The following is a 21857-nucleotide window of genomic DNA, read 5'->3' as shown; positions in this document are numbered from 1 at the left end:
GTGTCAGGCTGTTCCTGACGCCCAACCCAAGGCTAGGGCGTCAGGGATAGCCTGACAATGGATCATCGGGAAATCGCCCTTGTCCCGCGCCCGGGCCCGGTGTCACCAGACCCCCGGGTCGCGGTTCTCAGACCCGTTCTGGCTGGAGCTCCGCCGTCTGTTCCACGTCGGCCCGGGGCCGTCGCAGGATGACGTACGCGGCCACGAGGGCGCTGACCAGCAGGACGAGGGAGACCGTGAAGGCCAGCCGGTAGCCGCCGGTCAGTGCGACCGCCTCGCCCGCGCCGCCCGCCAGCAGCCCCTCCGTGCGGGAGGCGGCCAGCGTGGACAGCAGCGCGACGCCGACGGCCATCCCGACCTGCTGGGTCGTGTTGAAGAACCCCGAGACCAGGCCCGCGTCGTCGGGACGGGCGCCGGACATGCCGAGCGTGGTCAGCGCCGGAAGCACCAGGCCTCCGCCCATGATGAGCACCATCACGGGGAGCAGGTCGGTCACATAGCGGGCGTCGACAGGGACGCGGGTGAGCCAGGCCATCGCGCCGATCAGGAGCACCAGGCCGCCCAGCAGCACGGCACGCGCGCCGAAGCGGGTGCTCAGCCGCGGGGACACGAACAGCGACACGCCTGCGATGGAAACCGCCGCCGGAAGCATGGCCAGGCCGGTGCCGAGCGCGTCATATCGGAGCACCTGCTGCATAAACAGTGCCACGACGACCTGGAAGGCGAACATCGCACCCACCGTCAGGATCTGCACCAGATTGGCCCCGGCGACGGCGCGCGAGCGGAGGATCCGCAGCGGCATGAGCGGGGTCCGGGCGGTCGCCTGGCGGACGAGGAACGCGGCCAGCAGCACGAGCGACACCGCGCCGAACCACAGGGAGCGCATGCCATACCGCTCGATCTGGACCACGGCGTAGATGCCCAGCATGAGACCGGCCGTGACCAGCAGGGCGCCGACGGCGTCCGCGCCCGCCGACAGGCCGAGCCCTCGATCCGCCGGCAGCGCCCGGAGCGCCAGCACGATCGTGGCCACGCCGATCGGCACATTGATGAGGAAGATGTAGTTCCAGCCCAGCGCGTCGGTGAGGACTCCGCCGAGCACCGCGCCCAGCGACGCCCCGGCGGCGCCGGTGAAGCTGAAGACGCCGATCGCCTTCGCCCGCTCCCCCGCCTCCGTGAAGGTCGTCACCAGGATTCCGAGCACGACCGCCGAGGCCATGGCGCTGCCGACGCCCTGGAGGAACCGGGCGCCGATCAGCGTCCCCGGCCCCGTGGCGGCTCCGGCCAGCAGGGACGCGGCGGTGAAGACGACGTTGCCCGCAAGGAACATGGCCCGGCGGCCGATCAGGTCGCCCAGCCGGCCGGCCAGCAGGAGCAGTCCGCCGTACGCGATGAGGTAGGCGTTCACGGTCCAGCTCAGCTCGGCGGGCGCGAAGCCGAGATCCCGCTGGATGGCGGGCATGGCCACGGTCACGATGCTGCCGTCGAGGACCGTCATCAGCATCGTGGCGGACAGCACGCCCAGCACGAGCCAACGGGATCGGGATATGCGCGACATGGGGTCGCCTCCTGTTCATGGGAACAGAAAGGACCGTATCAGATAGTTTTGTTGTAGACGATCCTTTACGGACCAGTCATCCGCGCTGACGCGCCCGCCGAACCACCTGCGGCGCCTCCACCGGAGCGGCCAGATGCCCCGTGACCAGCCGGTTGAGCGCGCGTACGAGCACCTCCGCCTCCTCCTCCGGCAGCGACCCGAGGGCGGCCCTGTGGACCCCGTCGACGATCTCCTGGCTCCGCTTCGCCACCTGCGCGCCCTTCTCGGTGACCGCGACGATCCGGGCGCGCCGGTCGGTGCTGGACGGGCGGCGCTCGGCGAGGCCGGCCTTCTCCAGGGCGTCGAGGGTGACCACCATCGTGGTCTTGTCCATGTCGCCGAGCTCCGCGAGCTGGATCTGCGTACGCTCCTCCTCCAGGGCATGGACGAGCACGCAGTGCATACGCGCCGTGAGGCCGATCTCGGCGAGGGCCGCCGCCATCTGCGTCCGAAGCACGTGGCTGGTGTGATCGAGCAGAAAGGACAGGTCGGGCTCGTTACGCGAGGGCGCCATGGCGGTCATGCGTCCAGGCTACCAATTCGTCCGGTTGCGGATTATCTCCAAAGGTCACAGCGTCCGCAGGGCCGCCTCGATCGACGCCGGACTCGCCGGGACGAGCGGGAGCCGTACGGCGGCGGTGGGAATGCGGCCCTGGGCGTGCAGGACGCCCTTCAGGACGGTCGGGTTGGGCTCGGCGAACATGGCCGCCGACATGAGCGACAGCCGGTGACCGAGGGCACGAGCGTGCTCGGCCTCTCCGGCCCGCCACGCCCGGAAGAGCTCGACGAACTCGCCGGTGCGCAGGTGGGCGGAGGCGAGGATGCCGCCGGAGGCGCCCAGCGCGAGCAGCGCGGACAGGAACGGGTCGTCCCCGGCGAGCACCGCGAAGTCCGCCGGCGGGTCGGCGAGCAGGGCGACCGTGTCGAGGTCGACGCCGCCGACCGCGTGCTTGACTCCGGCCACCATGGGCAACTCGCCCAGCCGGCGCAGCGTGGCCGCGCCCACGGACTGTCCGGTCCGATACGGGATGTTGTAGACCACCAGCGGCACCGGGGTCTGCTCGGCCAGCGCGGTGAAGTGGGCGAGCACACCGGCCTCGGACGGGCGGACGAACGCGGGAACCGTCACCAGCGCCGCGTCCGCCTCCCCCTTCAGGGCGCGCAGCGCCTCGGCCGTGCTCCGCGTGTCGGCCGACCCCGCGCCGACGGTGAGCGTGGCGCCTCGCTCGCGGCAGACCCGGCCGCAGATCTCGATCACCGCGCGCCGTTCCTCCTCGGTCAGGGTGGCGACCTCGGCGGTGGTGCCGAGCGCGACGAGCCCGGACGCGCCGTCGTCGAGCACGCCGCGAGCCAGGCCTTCGAGCGCGTCGAACGCGATCTCGCCGTCCTCGGCGAACGGCGTGATCAGCGGGACATGAATGCCGGAAAGAGTCATACCGCGATCCTTCCGGCGAGCAACCGTGTAGGTCCAGTTCGCCTTTCTGTCGAAACCATTAAGGTGAACTGATGCTCGATGTCCGCAGGCTCCGCCTGCTTCGTGAGCTCGCCTACCGGGGCACGATCGCGGCGGTGGCCGAGGCGCTGACGTTCACCCCGTCGGCCGTCTCCCAGCAGCTCGCCGCGCTGGAACGCGAAGCGGGGGTCGCGCTGCTGGAGCGCACCGGACGCCGGGTCGTGCTCACCCCCGCCGGAGTGGCTCTGGTGCGGCACGCGGAGGCCGTGCTCGAACGGCTGGAGCAGGCCGCGGCGGAGCTCGCCGCGGCCAGGACGGACCTGTCCGGAACCCACCTGGCCGGGACCGTGCGGATCGGCGCGTTTCCCACGGCGACCCGCGCCATCCTGCCCTCGGCCCTGGCGGCGCTCGCGCGCAGCCACCCGGGCCTGGATCCGATGGTGGACGAGGTCGACCCGGCGGAGGTCGCGCCGCGCCTGCGCGCCGGCGAGCTCGACGTGGCGCTGGTCCACGAGTACGACTTCGTCCCGGCCGAGCCCGACCTCGCCCTGGACGCCGTCCCCCTCCTCGACGAACCCATGTATCTGGCCACCGTCCGCCCCGTCGGCGGCGAGGGGGACGCGGCCACGCTCCTCACCTGCAGGGACGCGCCGTGGATCGTCTCCACTCCCGGCACGCTCTGTCACGCGATGACCGTGCGCGCCTGCCAGGCGGCCGGCTTCTCCCCTCGCGTACGCCACCACATCGACGACTTCGCCACGGTCCTTTCCATGGTCGCCGTCGGGCAGGGCGTGGCGCTCGTGCCGGAGCTGGGAGCCGCCGACCCGCCCGAAGGCGTCGCGCTGACCGGGCTGTCCATGCGGCGCCGCACCCTCGTCGCCTTCCGCCGCGGCGCCGGTGGTCACCCCGCCGTCGTCGCCCTGATCTCGGCCCTGCGTTCCGCCGTCCAATAGAGCGTTCGACAGGGATCAGAACACCGGGATGATGTCCTCCGGGTCGATGACGTCGACATCCACGCCGTCGATGTCGAGTTCGGGGATCGCGGGGAACTCGATGCCCCACCGCTCGACGATCGCGCGGACGCGGGCCATCGCCAGCCGCCAGTTGTCGGCCTGCTCCTCGTACGACAGCACGCCGAGGCCGGCCTCCCGCGCGTGGTCCATCAGCACCCGGTGGTTGTGCAGGAAGTATGGCGGGAGCTCCCAGAATCCCTCGGGCGGCTCCCACAGGATCATCGACAGGAACACGAACCCGGCGCGCAGTTGCCGCGTGATCAAACCGCGTACGTCGTCGGTGAGCCCGGGCCACTCGTTCTCCAGGATCGTCATGCAGATCTGGAGGTGCCGCGACTCGTCCCGGCCGATCTTGTGGAACATGTCCGAGAACAGTGGGTGCTCGGTGCCGGAGGCCATCCCGCGAAACAGCGTCGAGGCCGCCATCTCCCCCATCATGAAGCTCGTGAACAGCACGGCGAGGGAGTACTTGCCCACGGCCGCGTTGTAGCCGTTCCAGTAGCGGCCGCCGTTGTGGTAGAGCCAGCCGATGTTGTTGTGCGCCGCCCGTTCCAGGTCGGTGGAGGGCTGCCAGTCGAGCGGGCCGCCGGGCCACAACCGGGCGATGGCGCGCTGGCAGCACTCCTCGTGGTTCATCTCGTCCCGGGTGATCGAGAAGAAGCACTTGCGTACGGGATCCTCCTCGTGCTTCTCGAACGCCTGGATCGTGGCGCGGGCGAAGACGGCGGGGCCCGAGGCGTCGAAGTTGGCCAGCACGGAGAACCAGTACATGATCCCCAGCCGCTGCTCGGCCGTGAACTCCCCGGGGTCGAGCAGGTCCCACGGCAGGTCGGCGGGGTTCCAGACCACGCGCTTGGACTTCTCGTAGATCGCCGCGAGCTTCGCGGTCTCCACCCGCCACTCCATCGGGTAGATGTTGGGCTGCGGGATCTCGGGCGCCGGCCAGAAGCCGCCCTCGGGAACCACGACGTCCGACATCGCCTCACCATCCCCGCAGTGTGTGATCCACATCACCTTGTAACAGCATCAGCCCCATCCTGCGCTCTACCGTTACACCAATCAAGTGCCCACACCGGGCCGCCTCCGGCTGGCCTGCGTGACGGCGACACACGCGAGCACGGCCAGGGCCGCCGCGATCGTCGCGGCGCCGATCTCCTCATGCAGCAGCAGCCACGCCCACACCAGGTTGAGCAGCGGCTGCGCGAGCTGGATCTGCCCGGCGCGCGCGATCCCGCCCATCGCGAGCCCGGCGTACCAGGGGATGAACCCGAGGAACATCGACACCAGCCCGACGTACGCGAATCCGGCCAGCGACTCGGCCGAGGGCTCCTGGGGGGTGACGACCGCCAGCACGGCCGTCACCGGCACGGTGATCGGGGCCGCCAGCACCAGGGCGTACGAGATGACACGCCAGCCGGGCGTCTCGCGGGCCAGGCGCCCGCCCTCGGTGTAGCCGACCGCGGCCGACAGCAGGGCGAGAACGAGCAGCACGTCCGCCCCGGCGAAGCGGCCGGTCCCCCGGGTCAGGGTGAAGACGGTTATCGACAACGCCCCGGCCGCGCAGGCGGTCCAGAACAGGGGCCGCGGCCGCTCCCCCGCCCGCAGCACCGCGAACACGGCCGTGGCGGCCGGGAGCAGGCCGACGACCACGGCCGAGTGGGCCGTGGTGGCACCGGCGGCCAGGGCCAGGCCGCTGAACAGCGGGAAACCGATGACCACACTCAGCACGATCAACGCGTACGCCCGCAGGTGCGCGCGGGGCGGCAGGAGCGGCGCCCCGGCGGCCCTGAGGCAGATCACCGCGACGAGCGCGGCGAGCACCGCGCGCCCGATCGCGACGAGGTACGGATCAAACCCCCGCATCGCGAGCGCGGTCGCGGGAAGCGACCCCGAGAACGACAGGACGCCCACGCCGGCCAGGAGGCTGCCCCTCGATGCTCGGCGGTGAGAGTCGTCCGCTATCGAAAGGACGGCGATAGCGCTATTGTCGGCTTTCATGCAAGACGATAGCAGTATCGCCCGTCTCGCCGCGATCCTGCGGGAGGAGACGGAACGGTCGCGGCCCGGCGACCGGCTGCCGTCCAGCAGGGAGATCATGCGCCGCCACGGCGTCGGCCCGGTGACGGTCTCCCGGGCCATCGCGCAGCTTGCGGCCGAGGGACGAGTCGTCACCCGCCCCGGCGCGGGCGTGTTCGTGGCGCCGGCCCGGCGGCCGGTCGCCGAGGCGCCCGACCTGTCGTGGCAAACCGTGGCCCTGGGCGATCGGATGGTGGACGACTCGGCGGTGACCGGCCTGCTGGCCCAGCCCGCCGACGGCGTCGTGCCGCTCACCGGCGGTTACCTCAATCCCGAGCTGCGTCCGGTCGCGGCGCTGGCCGCGGCGGCCGCGCGAGCCGTACGCCGGGCGGAGGCGTGGAGCGTGCCCCCGCTCAACGGCCTGCCGGAGCTGCGCCGATGGTTCGCCACGGAGGTCGGCGGCGCGGTGACGCAGAACGACGTGCTCGTCGTGAGCGGCGGCCAGACGGCGCTCACCCTCGCGTTCCGCGCGCTGGCGGCCCCCGGCGCGCCGATCCTCGTCGAGACCCCCACCTACCCGGGAGCGCTCGCGGCGGCCACGGCGGCCGGACTACGGCCGGCCGCCGTGCCGGTCGACCACGACGGGGTACGGCCCGACCTGCTCGCTGAGGCGTTCGCGATGACGGGGGCGCGGGTGTTCTACTGCCAGCCGACGCTGCACAATCCCACCGGGGCGACGCTGACCCGCGAGCGCAGGCAGCAGGTGCTGGCCGTGGCCCGGGCGGCGGGAGCGTTCGTGATCGAGGATGACTACGCGCGATACCTCGCCACCGGCCCGGTGCCGCCGCCGATGGTGACCATGGACGCCCATGGCACGGCGGTCCACGTCCTGTCACTGAGCAAGATCACCTCACCCAGCCTGCGGGTGGCGGGCCTGATCGCGCGGGGCCCGGCCGCGCACCGGCTGCGGGCCTGCCAAGTGGTGGAGTCGTTCTTCGTCGCCCGGCCCCTGCAGGAGACGGCGGCCGAGTTCGCCGGCTCTCCCGCCTGGCGGCGCCACCTCGGCACCGTCCGCCAGGAGATCGGCGTACGGCAGGCGGCGCTGCTGGCGGGGCTCGCCCGGCACGCGCCCGCCGCCGAGGTGCACCTGGTGCCTTCCGGCGGCCTGCACGTCTGGGTACGGCTGCCGCCCGGCGCCGACGAAACGGAGGTGGCCGAGGCGGCGCAGGCACAGGGGGTGCTGGTGAGCCCGGGGCGCATCTACCACCCCTCCGAGCCTCCGGGCCCGCATCTGCGGCTGACTCACACCGCCGCGGCCGGCCTGTCCGAGCTCGAAGAGGGCGTGCGCCGCCTCGGCCCGGTCCTCGCCGCGTCGCGAGCAGGGCGCGACTAGTCACAGCAGTCACATCAGCCCCACAGGTCAACCTGCGACCCGCCAGAACCGTCTCTCTTCTGTAAAAACCCCCTTCACAGAGGAGACATCGTGCGCGTCCGCTCTCTGTTGATCGCGTTATACGCCGTGCTCACGACGGCCGGCCTGCTCGTCGCCCCGTCCGCCGCGACGGCGGCCCCGGCCTCGGCTTCCTCGGGCTGCTACCGCCAGGCCGGGGACCACTGGGAGTGCGTCACGCCCGGCGCGTTCTGCCCTGCGGCGGCCCACGGCAAGAACGGGTACGCGGAAGACGGGGACTCCTACCGATGCGTGCAGGACGGTTCCTACTGGCGGTGGAAGCCGGCCGGTTCCTCCACCGGCCAGGCCCCGAAACCGACCCCGAAGCCGACGCTCAAGCCGACCCCGAAACCGACGGCCAAGCCGACGGGGTCGAAGTGCTCGCGGAAGTATCTGCCTCTCCCGGACCCGAAGTGCCAGCCCGGAGCGCGTGACCCGAAGGTCACCCAGGCGACGATCACGTCGACGATCTGCACGGCCGGATACAGCAGGAAGGCCGCGCCCCCGGCGAGCTACACCAACGCCCTGCGTCTCACGCAGATCGCCCAGTACGGCCACACGGACAGGAAGCCGTCGCACTACAAGGAGGACCACCTCATCCCGCTGTCCCTCGGCGGGGCGCCGAAGAGCGTGAAGAACCTCTGGCCGCAGCCGGTGCTGGCGGGCAAGGGGAAGACCCCGGCCGACAAGGACAAGGTCGAGCTCACCCTGTGGAGGGCCGTCTGCCACGGCGAGGTGCCGCTCGCCAAGGCGCAGCAGGCGATCGCCAAGGACTGGCGGACCGCCGTGCGGCGGCTCGGACTCTAGGTCCCCGGGTCAGCGACGCTCGCGGCCGGAGCGGCGCTCTTCCCAGCGCTCCTCCCGGAGCTCTTCCCGCCGGCCGTCCCGTGACAGACGCTCGCGGCGCTCGCTGTTCCGCAGCGCCAGATTAGGCCAGGTAACCGAAACGCATGAGATCCCCCTCGGGAATGGCGAACACCAGTGAAACGTTTACGGCGGTGTTGTTATTCCGCGACCTCCGACTGTCGTACAGTGGTCACGAGGGGTGATCGATCATGACGGGCCCGGCGGAGCTGCTCCGCGACTTCGTGAACACCTACGACGTCGAGGGAGACGCCGACGAACTGGCCTCGCCGGCCGACCTGTCCGTCTGGCTGCGCGAACGGGGGCTGATCGGCGACGACGACCGCGCCGCCGACGAGGACCTCGCCGTGGCCGCCCAGCTGCGCGAGGGGCTGCGGGCCGCACTGCGCGGCAACCACGACGGGGGTCCGTACGAGGTTCCGGAGGGGCTGGACGCGGCGCTGGCGGGACTGCCGATACGTGTGACGCTCTCGGCCGGTACGCCGGCGCTGGAGCCGACGGCGTCCGGAGTGGCGGGCGGGCTGGCGCGGCTCGCGGCGCTGATCCCGGCCGCCCACGCCGACGGCACCTGGCCGCGACTGAAGGTCTGTGCCGAGAGCACCTGTCAATGGGCGTTCATTGACTCCTCAAAAAACCGGTCTCGCTCCTGGTGCTCCATGCGCGTCTGCGGAAACCGCACAAAAACCCGGGCATATCGGGCACGACGCCACGCGGAAGGTACGCCGAGGCCCTCCTGACCAGTACGGTGTTACAGGCTAAGAAAGGAGCCCGCCGAATGGGTGTTAGAGCTGCCCGCCTCGAGGACGTCGACGCGGTGACCAGCACCCAGATCCGGGCGTGGAAGGCGGTCTATCGCGACTTCCTGCCACCGATCCCGCTGGAGCAGATGACCGGGCCGGCAGCGGAGAAGATGTGGCGCCGCCAGTGGGAGGAGGCGATCCTCTCGCCGCCCACGCCGCGTCACCGCCTGCTCGTCGCCGTCGAGCGGGTGGTGCCCGACACCGACGCGTTCACCGCGCTCGGGCCCGGCGGCATCCTGGCGACGGCGGCGCAGCGCGCCTCCGACCGGGTCGTGGGACTGGCGTCGCACGGACCCGCCGAGGATCCCGACCTTCACCCGGCCACGACGGCCGAGCTGATGACGCTGCTCGTCGATCCCAACCACATCAGGCGCGGGCACGGCAGCAGGCTGCTCAACGCCACGGTCGACCACCTGCGCGAGGACGGCTACAGCACGGTGGTCACCTGGGTGTTCGCCGACAACCATCCGATGCTCGGCTTCCTGGAGTCGACCGGCTGGGGCGAGGACGAGGCCGAGCGTGTCCTCGACATGGGCCGCCCGATCAGGATGATCCGCCTCACCACCGACATCAGCTGAGAACCCGCCGCGGAGAGGGCCGTCCTGACCACGGCCATCCGCTCACCGAGCCCGCGCCGGACCATGGTCACACCTCCCCCGCTGCCCGTCCGCATGGCGTTCAGCCCCCGGTGGCGTCGCGTCCGCCAACCCCGCCGTCACGAGGTGACGGGGGATTGGCCAGACTAGGTACGCCCTCACCGGCTACGCACAGGTAGGAAAAGGGAGTCACGTGGCCACCCCAGCTCAATGGTTAGCGGGCGCACGCCCCCGTACGCTGCCCGCCGCCGTCGTCCCGGTCGCCGTCGGCACCGGAGTCGCCGTCGCGGAGGACGGCGCGGTCTGGTGGCGAGCCCTGCTCGCGCTGTTCGTCGCACTGGCGCTGCAGGTCGGCGTCAACTACGCCAACGACTACAGCGACGGCGTGAAGGGCACCGACAAGGACCGCGTGGGGCCCCTGCGGCTGGTCGGCTCGGGCGTCGCGGCCCCCAAGCAGGTGCTCGCCGCCGCTCTCGGCTGCTTCCTCGCCGCCGCGGTCGCCGGTCTCGTCCTGGTCGTGGCCACCCGGGCCTGGTGGCTGCTGCTCGTCGGCCTCGCCTCCATCCTGGCCGCCTGGTTCTACACGGGAGGCTCCCGTCCGTACGGCTACCGCGCGCTCGGGGAGATCTCGGTCTTCGTGTTCTTCGGCCTCGTCGCCGTCGCCGGGACGACGTACGTCCAGGTGGAGCGGCTGACCTGGCTCTCGCTGGCCGCGGCCGTGCCCGTGGGGCTGCTCGCCTGCGCGCTCCTCGTGGTCAACAACCTGCGCGACATCGTGACCGACGGTCCCTCCGGCAAGCGCACGCTGGCCGTGGTGCTGGGCGACGCCCGTACGCGCCTGGCCTACTCGGCGACCCTGGTGCTGCCCTTCGTGTTCGCGCTCGCCCTGGTGCCGGCCCGGCCCTTCGCCGCGCTGACCGTGCTGGCGCTCCCCCTCGTGGTGACGCCGATCAAGACGGTCCGCTCGGGGGCGACCGGTCCCGCGCTCATCGCGACCCTCCAGCAGACCGGCCGCCTGCAACTCGTCTTCGGCGCCCTGTTCACCCTCGGCCTGGCCCTGTTCTGACAGTGCGGCCGTAAACGCCCGTTCGACGGGGGCGCCTGTGGCGTCCGGCGCTTTTCCTCCGGGTCGAGAACCCTACCGCGGGGTGCGGGAGACAGCAGGGTGACCGACCGACCCTAAGGAGGGCCGTTGACCGTTGAGACGGCCGAGATCGACGACGCCGAGTTGATCAGGCGATCCGTCGGCGACCCGGAGCAGTTCGCGACGTTGTTCGACCGGTACGCACGGCAGATCCACCTGTACGCCGCCCGGCGCATCGGCACGCAGGCCGCCGACGACATCGTGGCCGAGACGTTCCTGGCCGCGTTCCGTCGGCGCGGCTCGTACGACATGTCGTTTCCGCTGGCACGCCCCTGGCTGTACGGCATCGCCACGACGCTCGTCGCCAGACACAGGCGACAGGAGGAGCGGATGCTGCGCGCGCTGGCGCGTACCGGTGTCGATCCCCTGCCGGAACCGCTCGCCGACACCGTGGTGCGGCGGGTCGCCGCGCGGGACAAGGAGCGCGAGTTGGCGCAGGCTCTGGCGTCGCTGTCGCGCGGCGACCGCGACGTGCTGCTGCTGGTGGCGTGGGAGGGCCTCAGCTACGAGGAGGTGGCCCAGGCGCTCGGCATCCCGCCGGGGACGGTGCGGTCGCGACTGCACCGGGCCAGGCGGAAGACGCGGGCCGTACTGGGAGACGAGGAGCTGTGATGAGCACGATCAAGGACTTCCGGCGGGACACCCCGCCGATGACGGCACAGGCGGAAAGCGCCGCCCGGGGCCGGCTCCTCGCGGCGGCACGCGAGCCCGGACCGCACCGTCACCCCCGGCTCGACCCCCGGCGCGGACCTCGGCTCGGCCGTCGGCTGGTGCTCGCGGGTGCGCTGGCCGTGGCCGTCGGCGTCGCCGTGGTGGTGCCGAAGGACCATCCGCGCGCGGTCCCGATGGCGAGTGTGCGGGACCTCGGCGAGCGGGCCGCGCAGGCCGCCTACGACCACCGCGGACAGGTGCCGGGCCCCGGCCAGTGGCTCTACATCAAGGAGCTCCAGGCCCCGCGGTCCGCGGACGGCGGCTACGGCGTCGACCTGTCCAGACGCGAGGTACGCGAACAGTGGAACAGCGTGGACGGCCTGCAGTCGGCGGCCCTGTTCCCCAACGGCAAGCTCCTGGTGCAGGGCAACCATCCCGGACTGGGCGCGGACGAGCTGGCCCGCCGGCCGGTCACTCCCGAGGCGGTGCTCGCGAAGATCCGTCAGAAGCTGACGGATCTGCACATGGTGTGGGGGGGAACCGATGCGCCGCCCTCGATGGATGAGCAGCTGTTCCAGGCCGTTTACCAGATCATGGCCACCCAGGCGCTGCCCCCGGAGGTGCGGGCCGCCTTGTTCCGCGGCCTCGCCACCATCCCCGGGGTGACCGTCAACCAGAACGCCGTGGACGCCGACGGCCGGCGGGGCGTCGCGTTCAGCTACACCGGCGCATGGACCCGCTACGACCTCATCCTGGATCCCGTCGATTTCCACTTTCTCGGGACGTACGGGGTGACCGTGCGGGACCGGATGACGGACTACACCGACGACCCCAACCACCTCGTCAAGGCCGGCACGCCACTCACCCTGACGGCCCTGCTGGAGGCCAAGGTGGTGGACGGCCCCGGGCAGAGGTGATTTTCCGATCAGCGTGAGCGGGCGTCGTTCACCGTGTAGTCGCGGAGGGTGATGTTCTCGGCCGTCTTCCTGGCCATCTTGGCGGCCATGTTCTTCCCCGGCAGGTAGGGCATGATCTTGTAGTAGCGGTTGAGGACCGAGGCCAGAAAACGGCTGCCGGGGACCATGAGCTTGGCCACGCCGTCGCCCATCTTCTGGCAGCCCTCCGCGTACTCGCGCATCTCCCGCTCGTAGCGGGCGAACGCCACACGGTGGTCGCCACGCGCGGCCGCCAGTTCGCCCGCCAGGACGTACGCGCCGACCAGGGCGAGGCCGGACCCCATACCGGACAGGGAGGACGGGCAGTAGGCGGCGTCCCCGACGAGGGCCACCCGGCCCCGGGTCCAGGAGTCCATGTGGACCTGACCGACCGAGTCGAAGTAGAAGTCCGGCGCGACACGCATGTCGCGCAGCAGCCGGTCACTCTGCCAGCCGTTGCCGGTGAACCGCTCGGCGAGGACGGCCTGCTGCCTGGCCACGTCGCGGCGGTCCAGGTCGAGCAGCGGCGAGCCGAAGTAGAAAACCGCCTTCGCCTCGGCGTTGCGGCGGGCGCTGTACATCGCCACCAGCTTGTTCGCCGTGCGGTAGGCATGGCCGGTGTGGTCGAGGCCGAGATGGTTGCCGGTGGTGAAGATCGCGCAGTAGAGGCCCAGATGCCGGACGTAGTCCTCCTCGGGACCGAAGGCCAGGCGCCGGGTGGTGGAATGCAGGCCGTCCGCGCCGATCACGAGGTCGAACCGGCGGGGCTCGCCGCGTTCGAAGGTGACGGTCACCCCGTCGGCGTCCTCGGTGAGCGAGGTGACGGAGTCGCCGAAGACATACTCGGTGTGCTCCTTGGTCGCGTCGTAGAGGATGCGGGCCAGGTCGCCGCGGAGGATCTCGACGTCTCCGCTGAACAGGTCGGCGGGCAGCTCGGCCACCGGCCTGCCCGTGCTGTTGACGTACGACATGGAGCCCATGCCGGTGCGTGCCCGTTCGACGGCGTCCAGGACGCCCATCCGGCGCAGGATCGACAGGTGCGCCTCGCCCCGGAAGTCGACGGCGTAGCCGCCGTCGCGCAGCGCCGGGGCGCGTTCCACGACGGTGGGGGTGAAGCCGTGGCGGTGGAGCCAGTAGGCGAGGGCGGGGCCGGCGACGGAGGCGCCGGAGATCAGCACGCTGCGGTTGGTCATGGCGTCGTTCATGGTGGTGAGCCTGCCGGTGGGGGCTCACCGGAGGCTCACCGCCGGCTCACCGCCTCCGTGAGGGCAACGGAAAGGGCACCGGAAAGTCCCAGCAGGCGCAGCGTGTCCGGGACCGGGATTCCGCCCACCGCCGCGGCCTCGGCGGCCTCCCGGTAACGTGCCCGGGCCGTGGCGTGATCGCCGCGCGCTTCCGCGACGCGGCCCAGCCCGGCGAGCGTACGCACCCGGTGGCCGAGGCTTCTGATCCAGTGGGGGGCGATTCGTTCCACGGCCTCGGCGTACAACCGTTCCGCCTCGTCCAGGTCGCCCTCCCCCAGGGCGATGTCGCCGAGCCCGCGCAGGGCGGCCCCCAGGCAGGTGGTGCTGCCGGCGCGGCGGGCAAGATCGGCGGCTTTCGCGTAGTCGGCGCGGGCCGCCTCCACGTCGTCGGCGGCGACAAGGTAGTCGCCCCGGTTGATCAGCAGATCGGCGGCGTCCTCCCGGGCGCCGAGCAGGCCGGTCAGGGTGAGGGCCTCGTCGGTCAGCGCGATCGCCCGCGCGTGGTCGCCGCGCCCGCCCGCCAGCCCGGCGAGCATGTCGAGAGCCAGCGCGGTGCCCCATCGGTCGCCGAGGACGCGGAACTCTTCGGCGGCCGCGCCGAAGTCCCGCTCCGCCTGTGCGACGTCCCTGTCCCCCAGGGCGCCGAAGCCCGACACGTATCGGGCGACGGCTCGCGCCCACGGCTCGGGGCAGTCGTGCTGAGCCGACAGGAAGGTGAACGCGGCCCGCGCGGCGTTGCCGCCGCCGGCGTTGCGCATCATCCACAGCAACAGAACCGCCGGACAGCGTCCCGCCCGATCGCCGGGCCAGGCGGCGGCCAGCGCCTTCTCCGCCGCCGGCCGGTGGCGTCGCCAGGTCTCGCGGTCGGACGCGGCGAGCAGCACGCACGTCGCGTACTCCTCTCCGAGGCCGTCCGGAGGCGTGTCACCGAGCGCGCCGAGCAGCCTGATCGCGTACGGCGCGGCCGCGGCGGACACGCCGCGGATCCACAGGTACGCCGCGGCCGAGGCGAGCAGTTCCAGGGCCGTCGCGACGTCCGGAGCGTCGACCGCCCAGCGCACCGCCGAGAGCAGGTTCTCGTGCTCGGCCGCGACGATCGGCAGCCATTCCAGTTGCCCGGATCGCCGCAGATGCGGATCGGCCGTGCGCACCAGCTCCAGGACGTGCCGGGCGTGGGCGTGCCGCGCCGAGTCGCTTTCGCCCGCTTCGTCGAGCCGCTCCGCGCCGTAGGCGCGGATCGTCTCCAGCATCCGGTAACGGCCCCGGGAGACCTCCAGGAGCGACTTGTCGACGAGCGAATCCAACGTCTCGGCGTCCGTGCCGCACACCCGCCGTGCCGACTCCGCCGTCGCACTCGCGGCGAAGACGGTGAACCGCCGTGCGGCTCGCTGCTCGGGTTCGGAGAGCAGGTCCCAGCTCCACGCGACCACCGAGCGCAGCGTGCGGTGCCGGCTGTCGGCCGGGCGGCTGCCGCGGGCCGCGACCCCGAGCCGGTCGTTGAGCCGTCCCTCGAGCTCGCCGAGGTCCAGCGTGCGCAGCCGCGCCGCGGCGAGTTCGATGGCCAGCGGCAGGTCGTCCAGGGCCGCGCAGATCCGCCGTACGCGCCGGGGATCCGCGGCGAAACCGCGCCGCACGGCGCGGGCCCGGTCGGTGAACAGCCGCACCGCCGCGTCCCCGCCGAGTGGACGCACCTGGTGCAGGTGTTCGCCGATGACGCCCAGCGGTTCACGGCTCGTGGTCAGCACCCGCAGCCGCGGACAGGTCGCCAGCAGCCGCGCCGCCAGCGCGGCCGCGTCCTCGACCACGTGCTCGCAGTTGTCCAGCACGAGCAGGAGCACCCGGTCCGACAACGCCGCGATCAGGCGGTCGACCGGCGTCCGCGGGCCGTCCCCCACCTGCAGTCCGCGCTCGCGCAGGCCGAGCGCGCCGAGCACCGCCCGTGGCAGCCCGGCGCCGTCGCCCAGCGCCGCCAGCTCCACGAAGCACACCTCGCCGGCCTCCGCTGCGGCGACCTCGGCCGACAACCGCGTCTTGCCGACGCCGCCAGGGCCCAGCAGCGTGACCAGCCGGGCCACCCGCAGCAGGCCGACGACCTCATCCACCTCCTCGTCGCGGCCGACGAAAGAGGTCAGCGGGGCGGGCGGCGCGGCCGGCGACGGCGAGGGATCGGCGCTCAGCAACTCGTGGTGCAGCGCGACCAGCTCGGCCGAAGGATCGGCGCCCAGCTCCTCCGCCAGGCGCCGCCTGGTCTCCTCGAACACGACCAGCGCCTCGGCCTGCCCGCCCTCGGCGGACAACGCGCGCATCAGCAACCCGGCCGGCCGTTCCCTGAGCGGGTGACAGCCCACGAGCTCACGCAACTCCGCGACGGCGGCGCGATGCCCACCGAGCCGCAGCTCGCCCTCGATCCGGTCTTCCAACGCCGCCAGCCGCAGCTCCTCCAGCCGCATCGCGGCGGCCCGGGCCGTCCCGCTCTCGGTGAGCTCGGCCAGCGCGGGTCCTCGCCACAGGTCCAGCGCCTCGCGCAGCAGCGCCACGGCCCGTTCCGCCTCGCCGTCGCGCAGCGCCTCCCGGCCCTGCCCGGCCAGCCGCTCGAACCGGCGGGCGTCGACGTCGTCGTCCGCGGCCACGATCCGGTATCCGGCGCCGGTCCGTTCGATCGCGGCCGCCGCCCCCAGCGCGGCGCGCAGCCGGGACACCTGGGATTGCAGCGCGTGGGCCGACAGCAGGCCGTCCGGATCGATGTCCCCGGCCAGCCGGTCGGACGGCACGACCTGACCGGGGCGGATCAGCAACAGCGCCAGCAGCGCGCGCCGCGCCGGTCCGCCCAGCGGGACCTCGGTCCCGTCGTCGCGCCACGCCCGGGTCTCACCGAGGATTCCGAACCGCATGCCCGCGATTATCCACCGCGGGCCCGATCACGGAGATCATCGCAGGGACGTACCGCTACAGGTCGAGAAGGCGCTCCAGGCCCACGGTGAGGCCGTCGAGCCCCTGCACCCGGCGTACGCCCAGCAGGACGCCCGGCGTGAACGACGCCCGGCTCATCGTGTCGTGCCGGATCGTGAGGGTCTCCCCCTCGCCGCCGAGGATGACCTCCTGGTGGGCGATCAGCCCGGCCAGCCGTACGGCGTGCACGTGGACGTCGCCGACCGTCGCGCCCCTGGCGCCGTCGAGCGCGGTGGTGGTCGCGTCGGGCGACGGGCCGAGCCCGGCCTCGTGCCGCGCCTGCGCCACCAGTTCCGCCGTACGGCGGGCGGTGCCCGAGGGAGCGTCGGCCTTGTGCGGGTGGTGCAGCTCGACGATCTCGACCGACTCGAAGTGCTTGGCCGCCTGCGCGGCGAAGTGCATCATCAGCACGGCCGCGATGCCGAAGTTGGGGGCGATGAGCGCGTTGGTTCCGGGGTTGGCGGCCAGCCAGCCCCGCACGGTCTCCAGCCGCTCGGCGTCGAAGCCGGTCGTGCCCACGACCGTGTGGATGCCGCGGGAGATGCACCACTCGAGGTTGCCCATGACGACGCCGGGGTGGGTGAAATCCACCACCACTTCGGCAGCGGTCAGCGCGTCGAGCGGGTCGTCCTTGTCGACCTCCGCCACGAGCTCCAGGTCATCGGCCGCCGCGACGGCCTTGCACACTTCCACACCCACGCGCCCTCTGGCGCCGAGAACACCGACCTTAATCACGGGCCAAGGCTATACGTGACGGAGGGAGGCGGGACGGCGAGGAGCGGTCCGACGCGGCCGAGTCCCCGTACGGCGGGAGGCCCCGCCCCGGCGACAGCCGTTGATAAATTGTCCTCCCATGTCCCCCCTGCGGATCGAGCCGGTGACCGACGCCACTCTCCAGGACTGGCGGCACGCCCACAACGTGATCATCCCCGACGACCCGCTGACCCTCGACGAGGTACGTGAGCGCGCCGGGCGCAACCATCTCGAGGTGGCCTACGCCGACGGCGAGCTGATCGGATGCTCGACCGTACGCCCGCCCAGGGACGGCTCGCCCGTCGCGACCGTGATCGTGCGCGTGCTCCCCGCCCATCGGCGGCGGGGCTACGGCGAGGAGATGTACGCGCGGTCGGCGGCTCACGCCCGCGCACTGGGCGCGAGCGTGGTCGAGACCGTGGTGCTGGCGTCCAACACCGACGGGCTGCGCTTCGCCGAGTCCCACGGCTTCACCGAGGTGGACCGCTACCACCCGCCCGAGGGCGGCGGCCCGTTCATCACCCTGAGCAAGTCTTGAGCCGGGCGACGTCGGAGGCCGCGCCGGTGCGGAAAGGCACCGGCGCGGCCTCCGACGGCACGCTCAGGCGATGGCGAAGCCGAAGTCCTTGTCGGAATAGGGCCCGATCACGGCGAGCGTCAGCGGCCGGTTGAGGATGTCCCCGGCGACCGCCGCGATCTCCTCGGGGGTGACCGCCTCGATCCGCCCGAGCACCTCGTCGACCGTCATGAGCCGTTCGTACACGAGCTCGCTCTTGCCGATCCTCGACATGCGCGAGCCGGTGTCCTCCAGGCCGAGCACGAGCCCGCCCCGCATCTGGCCCTTGCCGCGGGCGATCTCCTCGTCGGTGATGCCCTCCGCCAGGACCCTGGCCACCTCGTCACGGCAGATCTTCAGCACGTCGTCCACCTTCGAGGGCAGGCAGCCCACGTAGATGCCGAACTGCCCGGTGTCGGCGTACTGCGAGGTGTAGCTGTAGGCGCTGTAGGCCAGACCGCGTTTCTCCCTGATCTCCTGGAACAGGCGCGACGACATGCCGCCGCCGAGCGCCGCGTTCAGGACGCCGAGGGCGAAGCGCCGGTCGTCGTTGCGGTGGACGGCGGTCATGCCGAGCACCAGGTTGGCCTGCTCGGTGGGCCGGTCGAGCACCCGGACACCCGTCCGCACGTCCACACCGGGGCCGCCGATGCGCGGGGACGCCGGCGCGGCGGAGCCGCCCAGCGCACCCGCCCGTTCGTAGGCCGCCGCGACCAGCGCGACCACCCGCTCGTGGTCGACGTTGCCCGCCACCGACACGACCGTGCGGGGCGGGACGTAGAACCGCTGGTAGTACTCGTGGATGCGGTCACGGGTGAGCGCGTTGATCGACTCCTCGTTGCCGAGGATCGGGCGGCCGATGGGCGTGTCGCCGTACAGCTCGGCGGAGAACTGCTCGTGCACCACGTCGGAGGGATCGTCGTCGTGCATGGCGATCTCCTCCAGGATCACGCCGCGCTCCGACTCCACGTCCTCCTCGGTGATCAGCGAGGAGGTCACCACGTCGGCGAGCACGTCGATCGCCACAGGCAGGTCCTCGTCGAGCACCCGGGCGTAGTAGCAGGTGTACTCCTTGGCGGTGAACGCGTTGATCTCCCCGCCGATGCCCTCGATGGACGCCGAGATCTCCATGGCGTCACGCGTGGGCGTGCCCTTGAAGAGCAGGTGCTCGAGGAAGTGGGTGGCCCCCATGTGCTCGGGGGCCTCGTCACGCGACCCGATGCCCACCCACAGGCCGACCGCCACGCTGCGCACGGTCGGCATCGTCTCGGTCACGACCCGAAGGCCGCCGGGAAGGACGGTGCGGCGGATGACCCCCGCGCCGTCCTTGCCCGGAAACAGTGTCTCGGTCGTCACGAGTTGCGCTCGTCCCGGCCGCCACGGGTGCGGCTGCGGCTGCGGCGCGGAGCTCGCGGCTGCTCCTCCTCGGCCGGCGCGGCGGCGGCCTCGGGGGCCTCGGCGGCCGGGGCGCCGTCGTCCGCGGCGCCGTTCTCACCGGCCTTCTCGGCGGCCTCCTTCTCGACCACCTCGACCGGGACCAGCGAGAGCTTGCCGCGCGAGTCGATCTCCGCGATCTCCACCTGGATCTTCTCGCCGACGTTCATGACGTCCTCGACGTTCTCGATCCTGCGGCCGCCGTGCAGCTTGCGGATCTGCGAGACGTGCAGCAGACCGTCCTTGCCCGGCAGCAGCGAGACGAACGCGCCGAAGGCGGCGATCTTGACGACCGTGCCCAGGTAACGCTCGCCGACCTCCGGCATGTGCGGGTTCGCGATGCCGTTGATCAGCGTGCGGGCGGCCTCGGCGGACGGGCCGTCGGTGGCGCCGATGTAGATCGTGCCGTCGTCCTCGATGGTGATCTCGGCGCCCGTGTCGTCCTGGATCTGGTTGATCATCTTGCCCTTGGGGCCGATGACCTCGCCGATCTTGTCGACCGGGACCTTGATCGTGATGATGCGCGGCGCGGTCGGGTTCATCTCCGCCGGGGCGTCGATGGCCTCCTGCATCACGTCGAGGATCGCCAGCCGGGCGCCCCTCGCCTGCTTCAGCGCGGCGGCGAGCACGTGGGCCGGGATGCCGTCCAGCTTGGTGTCGAGCTGGAGGGCGGTGATCAGGTCCTTGGTGCCGGCGACCTTGAAGTCCATGTCGCCCATGGCGTCCTCGGCGCCGAGGATGTCGGTCAGCGTGACGTAGGTCTCACCCTCGCCGATGAGGCCCATCGCGATGCCGGCGACCATCTCCTTCAGCGGCACACCCGCGTCGAGCAGCGCCATCGTGGAGGCGCAGACCGACCCCATGGAGGTCGAACCGTTCGACCCGAGCGCCTCCGACACCTGCCGGATGGCGTACGGGAACTCCTCGCGCGTCGGCAGCACGGGGATCAGCGCCCGCTCGGCCAGCGCGCCGTGGCCGATCTCGCGGCGCTTCGGCGAGCCGACGCGGCCCGTCTCACCCGTGGAGTACGGCGGGAAGTTGTAGTTGTGCATGTAGCGCTTGGTCCGCTCGGGATTGAGCGTGTCGATCATCTGCTCCATGCGCAGCATGTTCAGCGTCGTGACGCCGAGGATCTGGGTCTCGCCCCGCTCGAACAGGGCCGAGCCGTGCACCCGCGGCACGACGTGGACCTCGGCGTTGAGCTGCCGGATGTCCTTGGGCCCGCGGCCGTCGATGCGGACGCCCTCGCTGATGACGCGCTCACGCATCAGCTTCTTGGTCAGCGACCGGAACGCGGCGCCGATCTCCTTCTCGCGGCCCTCGAAGTCGGGCAGCAGCTTCTCCGCCGCCAGCAGCTTGACGCGCTCGATCTCCAGCTCGCGCTCCTGCTTGCCGGCGATCGTCAGCGCCGAGGCGAGCTCGCTCTTGACGGCGGCGGTCACGGCCTCCAGGGCGTCGTCCTGGTAGTCGAGGAAGATCGGATACTCGGCCGTCGGCTTGGCGGCGACCTGGGCCAGCTTCGACTGCGCCTCGCAGAGCACCTTGATGAACGGCTTGGCGGCCTCCAGGCCCTGGGCCACGACCTCCTCGGTCGGGGCGACCGCGCCCTCGGCGACCAGCTTCAGCGTGTCGCGGGTCGACTCGGCCTCCACCATCATGATCGCGACGTCGCCGTCGGCCAGGACGCGCCCGGCGACGACCATGTCGAAGGTGGCGCGCTCCAGCTCGGTGTGGGCCGGGAACGCCACCCACTGGCCGTCGATCAGCGCGACGCGCACGCCGCCGATCGGGCCCGAGAACGGCAGCCCGGCGAGCTGCGTGGACATGCTCGCGGCGTTGATCGCGATCACGTCGTACAGGTGCTCGGGGTGCAGGGCCATGACCGTCGCGACGATCTGGATCTCGTTGCGCAGGCCCTTCACGAACGACGGGCGCAGCGGCCTGTCGATGAGGCGGCAGGTGAGGATCGCGTCCTCGGACGGCCTGCCCTCCCGGCGGAAGAACGAGCCGGGGATGCGGCCGGCCGCGTACATCCGCTCCTCGACGTCGACCGTGAGCGGGAAGAAGTCCAGGTTCTCCTTGGGATGCTTGGACGCGGTGGTCGCGGACAGGATCATCGTCTCGTCGTCCAGGTACGCGACGGCGCTACCCGCCGCCTGCCGGGCGAGCCGCCCGGTCTCGAACCTGATCGTGCGCGTGCCGAATGGACCGTTGTCGATAACGGCCTCTGTGCTGTGGACACCCTCCACGGGGGACCTCCTCTTCGGATCGGTCTCCCACGTCCTGGGTTGCCGGGCTCCCCGTTCAGGTGCAGTGCCGGTCTTCGATCGAAGCGCCCGGTCCGTCCGTACGGCTGTCGCCGTGGCGACCGGGGGCCACTACCGAGGACCGGCCCTCTCACG

General features: G+C 71.8%; 19 protein-coding genes. 9 read left to right on the top strand and 10 right to left on the bottom strand.

Annotation, left to right across the window (positions count from 1 at the left end; translation table 11 throughout):
- Positions 1-127: 127 nt before the first annotated feature.
- The 3 genes from ACQPZZ_RS11615 to ACQPZZ_RS11605 all read right to left on the bottom strand — a co-directional run bounded on the left by ACQPZZ_RS11615 (position 128) and on the right by ACQPZZ_RS11605 (position 3032).
- Positions 128-1558, bottom strand: a complete 1431-nt coding sequence (locus ACQPZZ_RS11615; RefSeq protein ID WP_432931473.1) for an MFS transporter — start codon at positions 1556-1558, stop codon at positions 128-130.
- Positions 1559-1634: 76 nt separating this feature from the next.
- Positions 1635-2120: a MarR family winged helix-turn-helix transcriptional regulator gene (locus tag ACQPZZ_RS11610; RefSeq protein WP_432931472.1), complete on the bottom strand. Its 486-nt coding sequence runs from the start codon at positions 2118-2120 to the stop codon at positions 1635-1637.
- Between the two features lie 45 nt (positions 2121-2165).
- Positions 2166-3032 (bottom strand): 4-hydroxy-tetrahydrodipicolinate synthase family protein, encoded by an 867-nt coding sequence (locus tag ACQPZZ_RS11605; RefSeq protein WP_363646364.1) that lies wholly within the window; start codon positions 3030-3032, stop codon positions 2166-2168.
- Between the two features lie 71 nt (positions 3033-3103).
- Here ACQPZZ_RS11605 and ACQPZZ_RS11600 point away from each other — a divergent pair, with 71 nt between their 5' ends.
- Positions 3104-4003: a LysR family transcriptional regulator gene (locus ACQPZZ_RS11600; RefSeq protein ID WP_432931471.1), complete on the top strand. Its 900-nt coding sequence runs from the start codon at positions 3104-3106 to the stop codon at positions 4001-4003.
- 15 nt (positions 4004-4018) lie between these two features.
- Here ACQPZZ_RS11600 and ACQPZZ_RS11595 read toward each other — a convergent pair whose 3' ends face one another.
- Together ACQPZZ_RS11595 and ACQPZZ_RS11590 are read right to left on the bottom strand one after the other, a co-directional pair.
- Positions 4019-5041, bottom strand: coding sequence for a hypothetical protein (locus ACQPZZ_RS11595; protein ID WP_363646362.1), 1023 nt, complete (start codon positions 5039-5041; stop codon positions 4019-4021).
- 81 nt (positions 5042-5122) lie between these two features.
- The gene (locus ACQPZZ_RS11590) at positions 5123-6061 is read right to left on the bottom strand and encodes a DMT family transporter (protein ID WP_432931469.1); all 939 of its coding nucleotides are present in this window, start codon (positions 6059-6061) and stop codon (positions 5123-5125) included.
- Between ACQPZZ_RS11590 and ACQPZZ_RS11585 the strand changes: the two genes are divergently transcribed.
- The 7 genes from ACQPZZ_RS11585 (at position 6060) to ACQPZZ_RS11555 (ending at position 12501) form a co-directional block, all read left to right on the top strand.
- Positions 6060-7472 carry a PLP-dependent aminotransferase family protein gene (locus tag ACQPZZ_RS11585; RefSeq protein ID WP_432931468.1) on the top strand — a complete coding sequence of 471 codons (1413 nt, stop codon included), beginning with the start codon at positions 6060-6062 and terminating at the stop codon, positions 7470-7472. The two genes, ACQPZZ_RS11590 and ACQPZZ_RS11585, sit on opposite strands and share 2 nt — an antisense overlap.
- Positions 7473-7562: 90 nt before the next feature.
- Positions 7563-8336 (top strand): hypothetical protein, encoded by a 774-nt coding sequence (locus ACQPZZ_RS11580; RefSeq protein WP_432931466.1) that lies wholly within the window; start codon positions 7563-7565, stop codon positions 8334-8336.
- Positions 8337-8584: 248 nt separating this feature from the next.
- Positions 8585-9130: a CGNR zinc finger domain-containing protein gene (locus ACQPZZ_RS11575; protein ID WP_363646357.1), complete on the top strand. Its 546-nt coding sequence runs from the start codon at positions 8585-8587 to the stop codon at positions 9128-9130.
- A 38-nt stretch (positions 9131-9168) separates the two neighbouring features.
- Entirely contained in the window at positions 9169-9771 is a 603-nt protein-coding gene (locus ACQPZZ_RS11570) for a GNAT family N-acetyltransferase (RefSeq protein WP_363646356.1), read from the top strand.
- A gap of 211 nt (positions 9772-9982) precedes the next feature.
- The gene (locus tag ACQPZZ_RS11565) at positions 9983-10855 is read left to right on the top strand and encodes a 1,4-dihydroxy-2-naphthoate polyprenyltransferase (protein WP_363646355.1); all 873 of its coding nucleotides are present in this window, start codon (positions 9983-9985) and stop codon (positions 10853-10855) included.
- Between the two features lie 126 nt (positions 10856-10981).
- Positions 10982-11545 carry an RNA polymerase sigma factor gene (locus ACQPZZ_RS11560; RefSeq protein WP_432931463.1) on the top strand — a complete coding sequence of 188 codons (564 nt, stop codon included), beginning with the start codon at positions 10982-10984 and terminating at the stop codon, positions 11543-11545.
- Positions 11545-12501, top strand: coding sequence for a CU044_5270 family protein (locus ACQPZZ_RS11555; protein ID WP_432931462.1), 957 nt, complete (start codon positions 11545-11547; stop codon positions 12499-12501). Before ACQPZZ_RS11560 ends, ACQPZZ_RS11555 begins: the two co-directional genes overlap by 1 nt.
- Positions 12502-12509: 8 nt before the next feature.
- Here ACQPZZ_RS11555 and ACQPZZ_RS11550 read toward each other — a convergent pair whose 3' ends face one another.
- Genes ACQPZZ_RS11550 through dapB form a run of 3 tightly spaced genes read right to left on the bottom strand, consistent with a single transcriptional unit; the run spans position 12510 to position 17447 of the window.
- On the bottom strand, positions 12510-13724 hold the full coding sequence (locus ACQPZZ_RS11550) for an FAD-dependent monooxygenase (RefSeq protein ID WP_432931460.1): 1215 nt from the start codon (positions 13722-13724) through the stop codon (positions 12510-12512).
- A 35-nt stretch (positions 13725-13759) separates the two neighbouring features.
- On the bottom strand, positions 13760-16654 hold the full coding sequence (locus ACQPZZ_RS11545; protein WP_432931458.1) for an ATP-binding protein: 2895 nt from the start codon (positions 16652-16654) through the stop codon (positions 13760-13762).
- A gap of 55 nt (positions 16655-16709) precedes the next feature.
- Positions 16710-17447, bottom strand: a complete 738-nt coding sequence (gene dapB / locus ACQPZZ_RS11540; protein ID WP_432931456.1) for a 4-hydroxy-tetrahydrodipicolinate reductase — start codon at positions 17445-17447, stop codon at positions 16710-16712.
- A gap of 118 nt (positions 17448-17565) precedes the next feature.
- Between dapB and ACQPZZ_RS11535 the strand changes: the two genes are divergently transcribed.
- On the top strand, positions 17566-18003 hold the full coding sequence (locus tag ACQPZZ_RS11535; protein WP_432931454.1) for an N-acetyltransferase family protein: 438 nt from the start codon (positions 17566-17568) through the stop codon (positions 18001-18003).
- Between the two features lie 63 nt (positions 18004-18066).
- On the opposite strand, the gene ACQPZZ_RS11530 is transcribed toward ACQPZZ_RS11535, so the two are convergent.
- Together ACQPZZ_RS11530 and ACQPZZ_RS11525 are read right to left on the bottom strand one after the other, a co-directional pair.
- Entirely contained in the window at positions 18067-19377 is a 1311-nt protein-coding gene (locus ACQPZZ_RS11530; RefSeq protein ID WP_363646348.1) for a M16 family metallopeptidase, read from the bottom strand.
- On the bottom strand, positions 19374-21704 hold the full coding sequence (locus tag ACQPZZ_RS11525; RefSeq protein ID WP_432931452.1) for a polyribonucleotide nucleotidyltransferase: 2331 nt from the start codon (positions 21702-21704) through the stop codon (positions 19374-19376). The genes ACQPZZ_RS11530 and ACQPZZ_RS11525 overlap by 4 nt, the downstream gene beginning before the upstream one ends.
- Between the last annotated feature and the right edge of the window lie 153 nt (positions 21705-21857).

Source organism: Microbispora sp. CA-135349, assembly GCF_050947365.1.
Classification (GTDB): Bacteria; Actinomycetota; Actinomycetes; order Streptosporangiales; family Streptosporangiaceae; genus Microbispora.
This window is presented reverse-complemented; position numbering and strand designations above follow the sequence as displayed.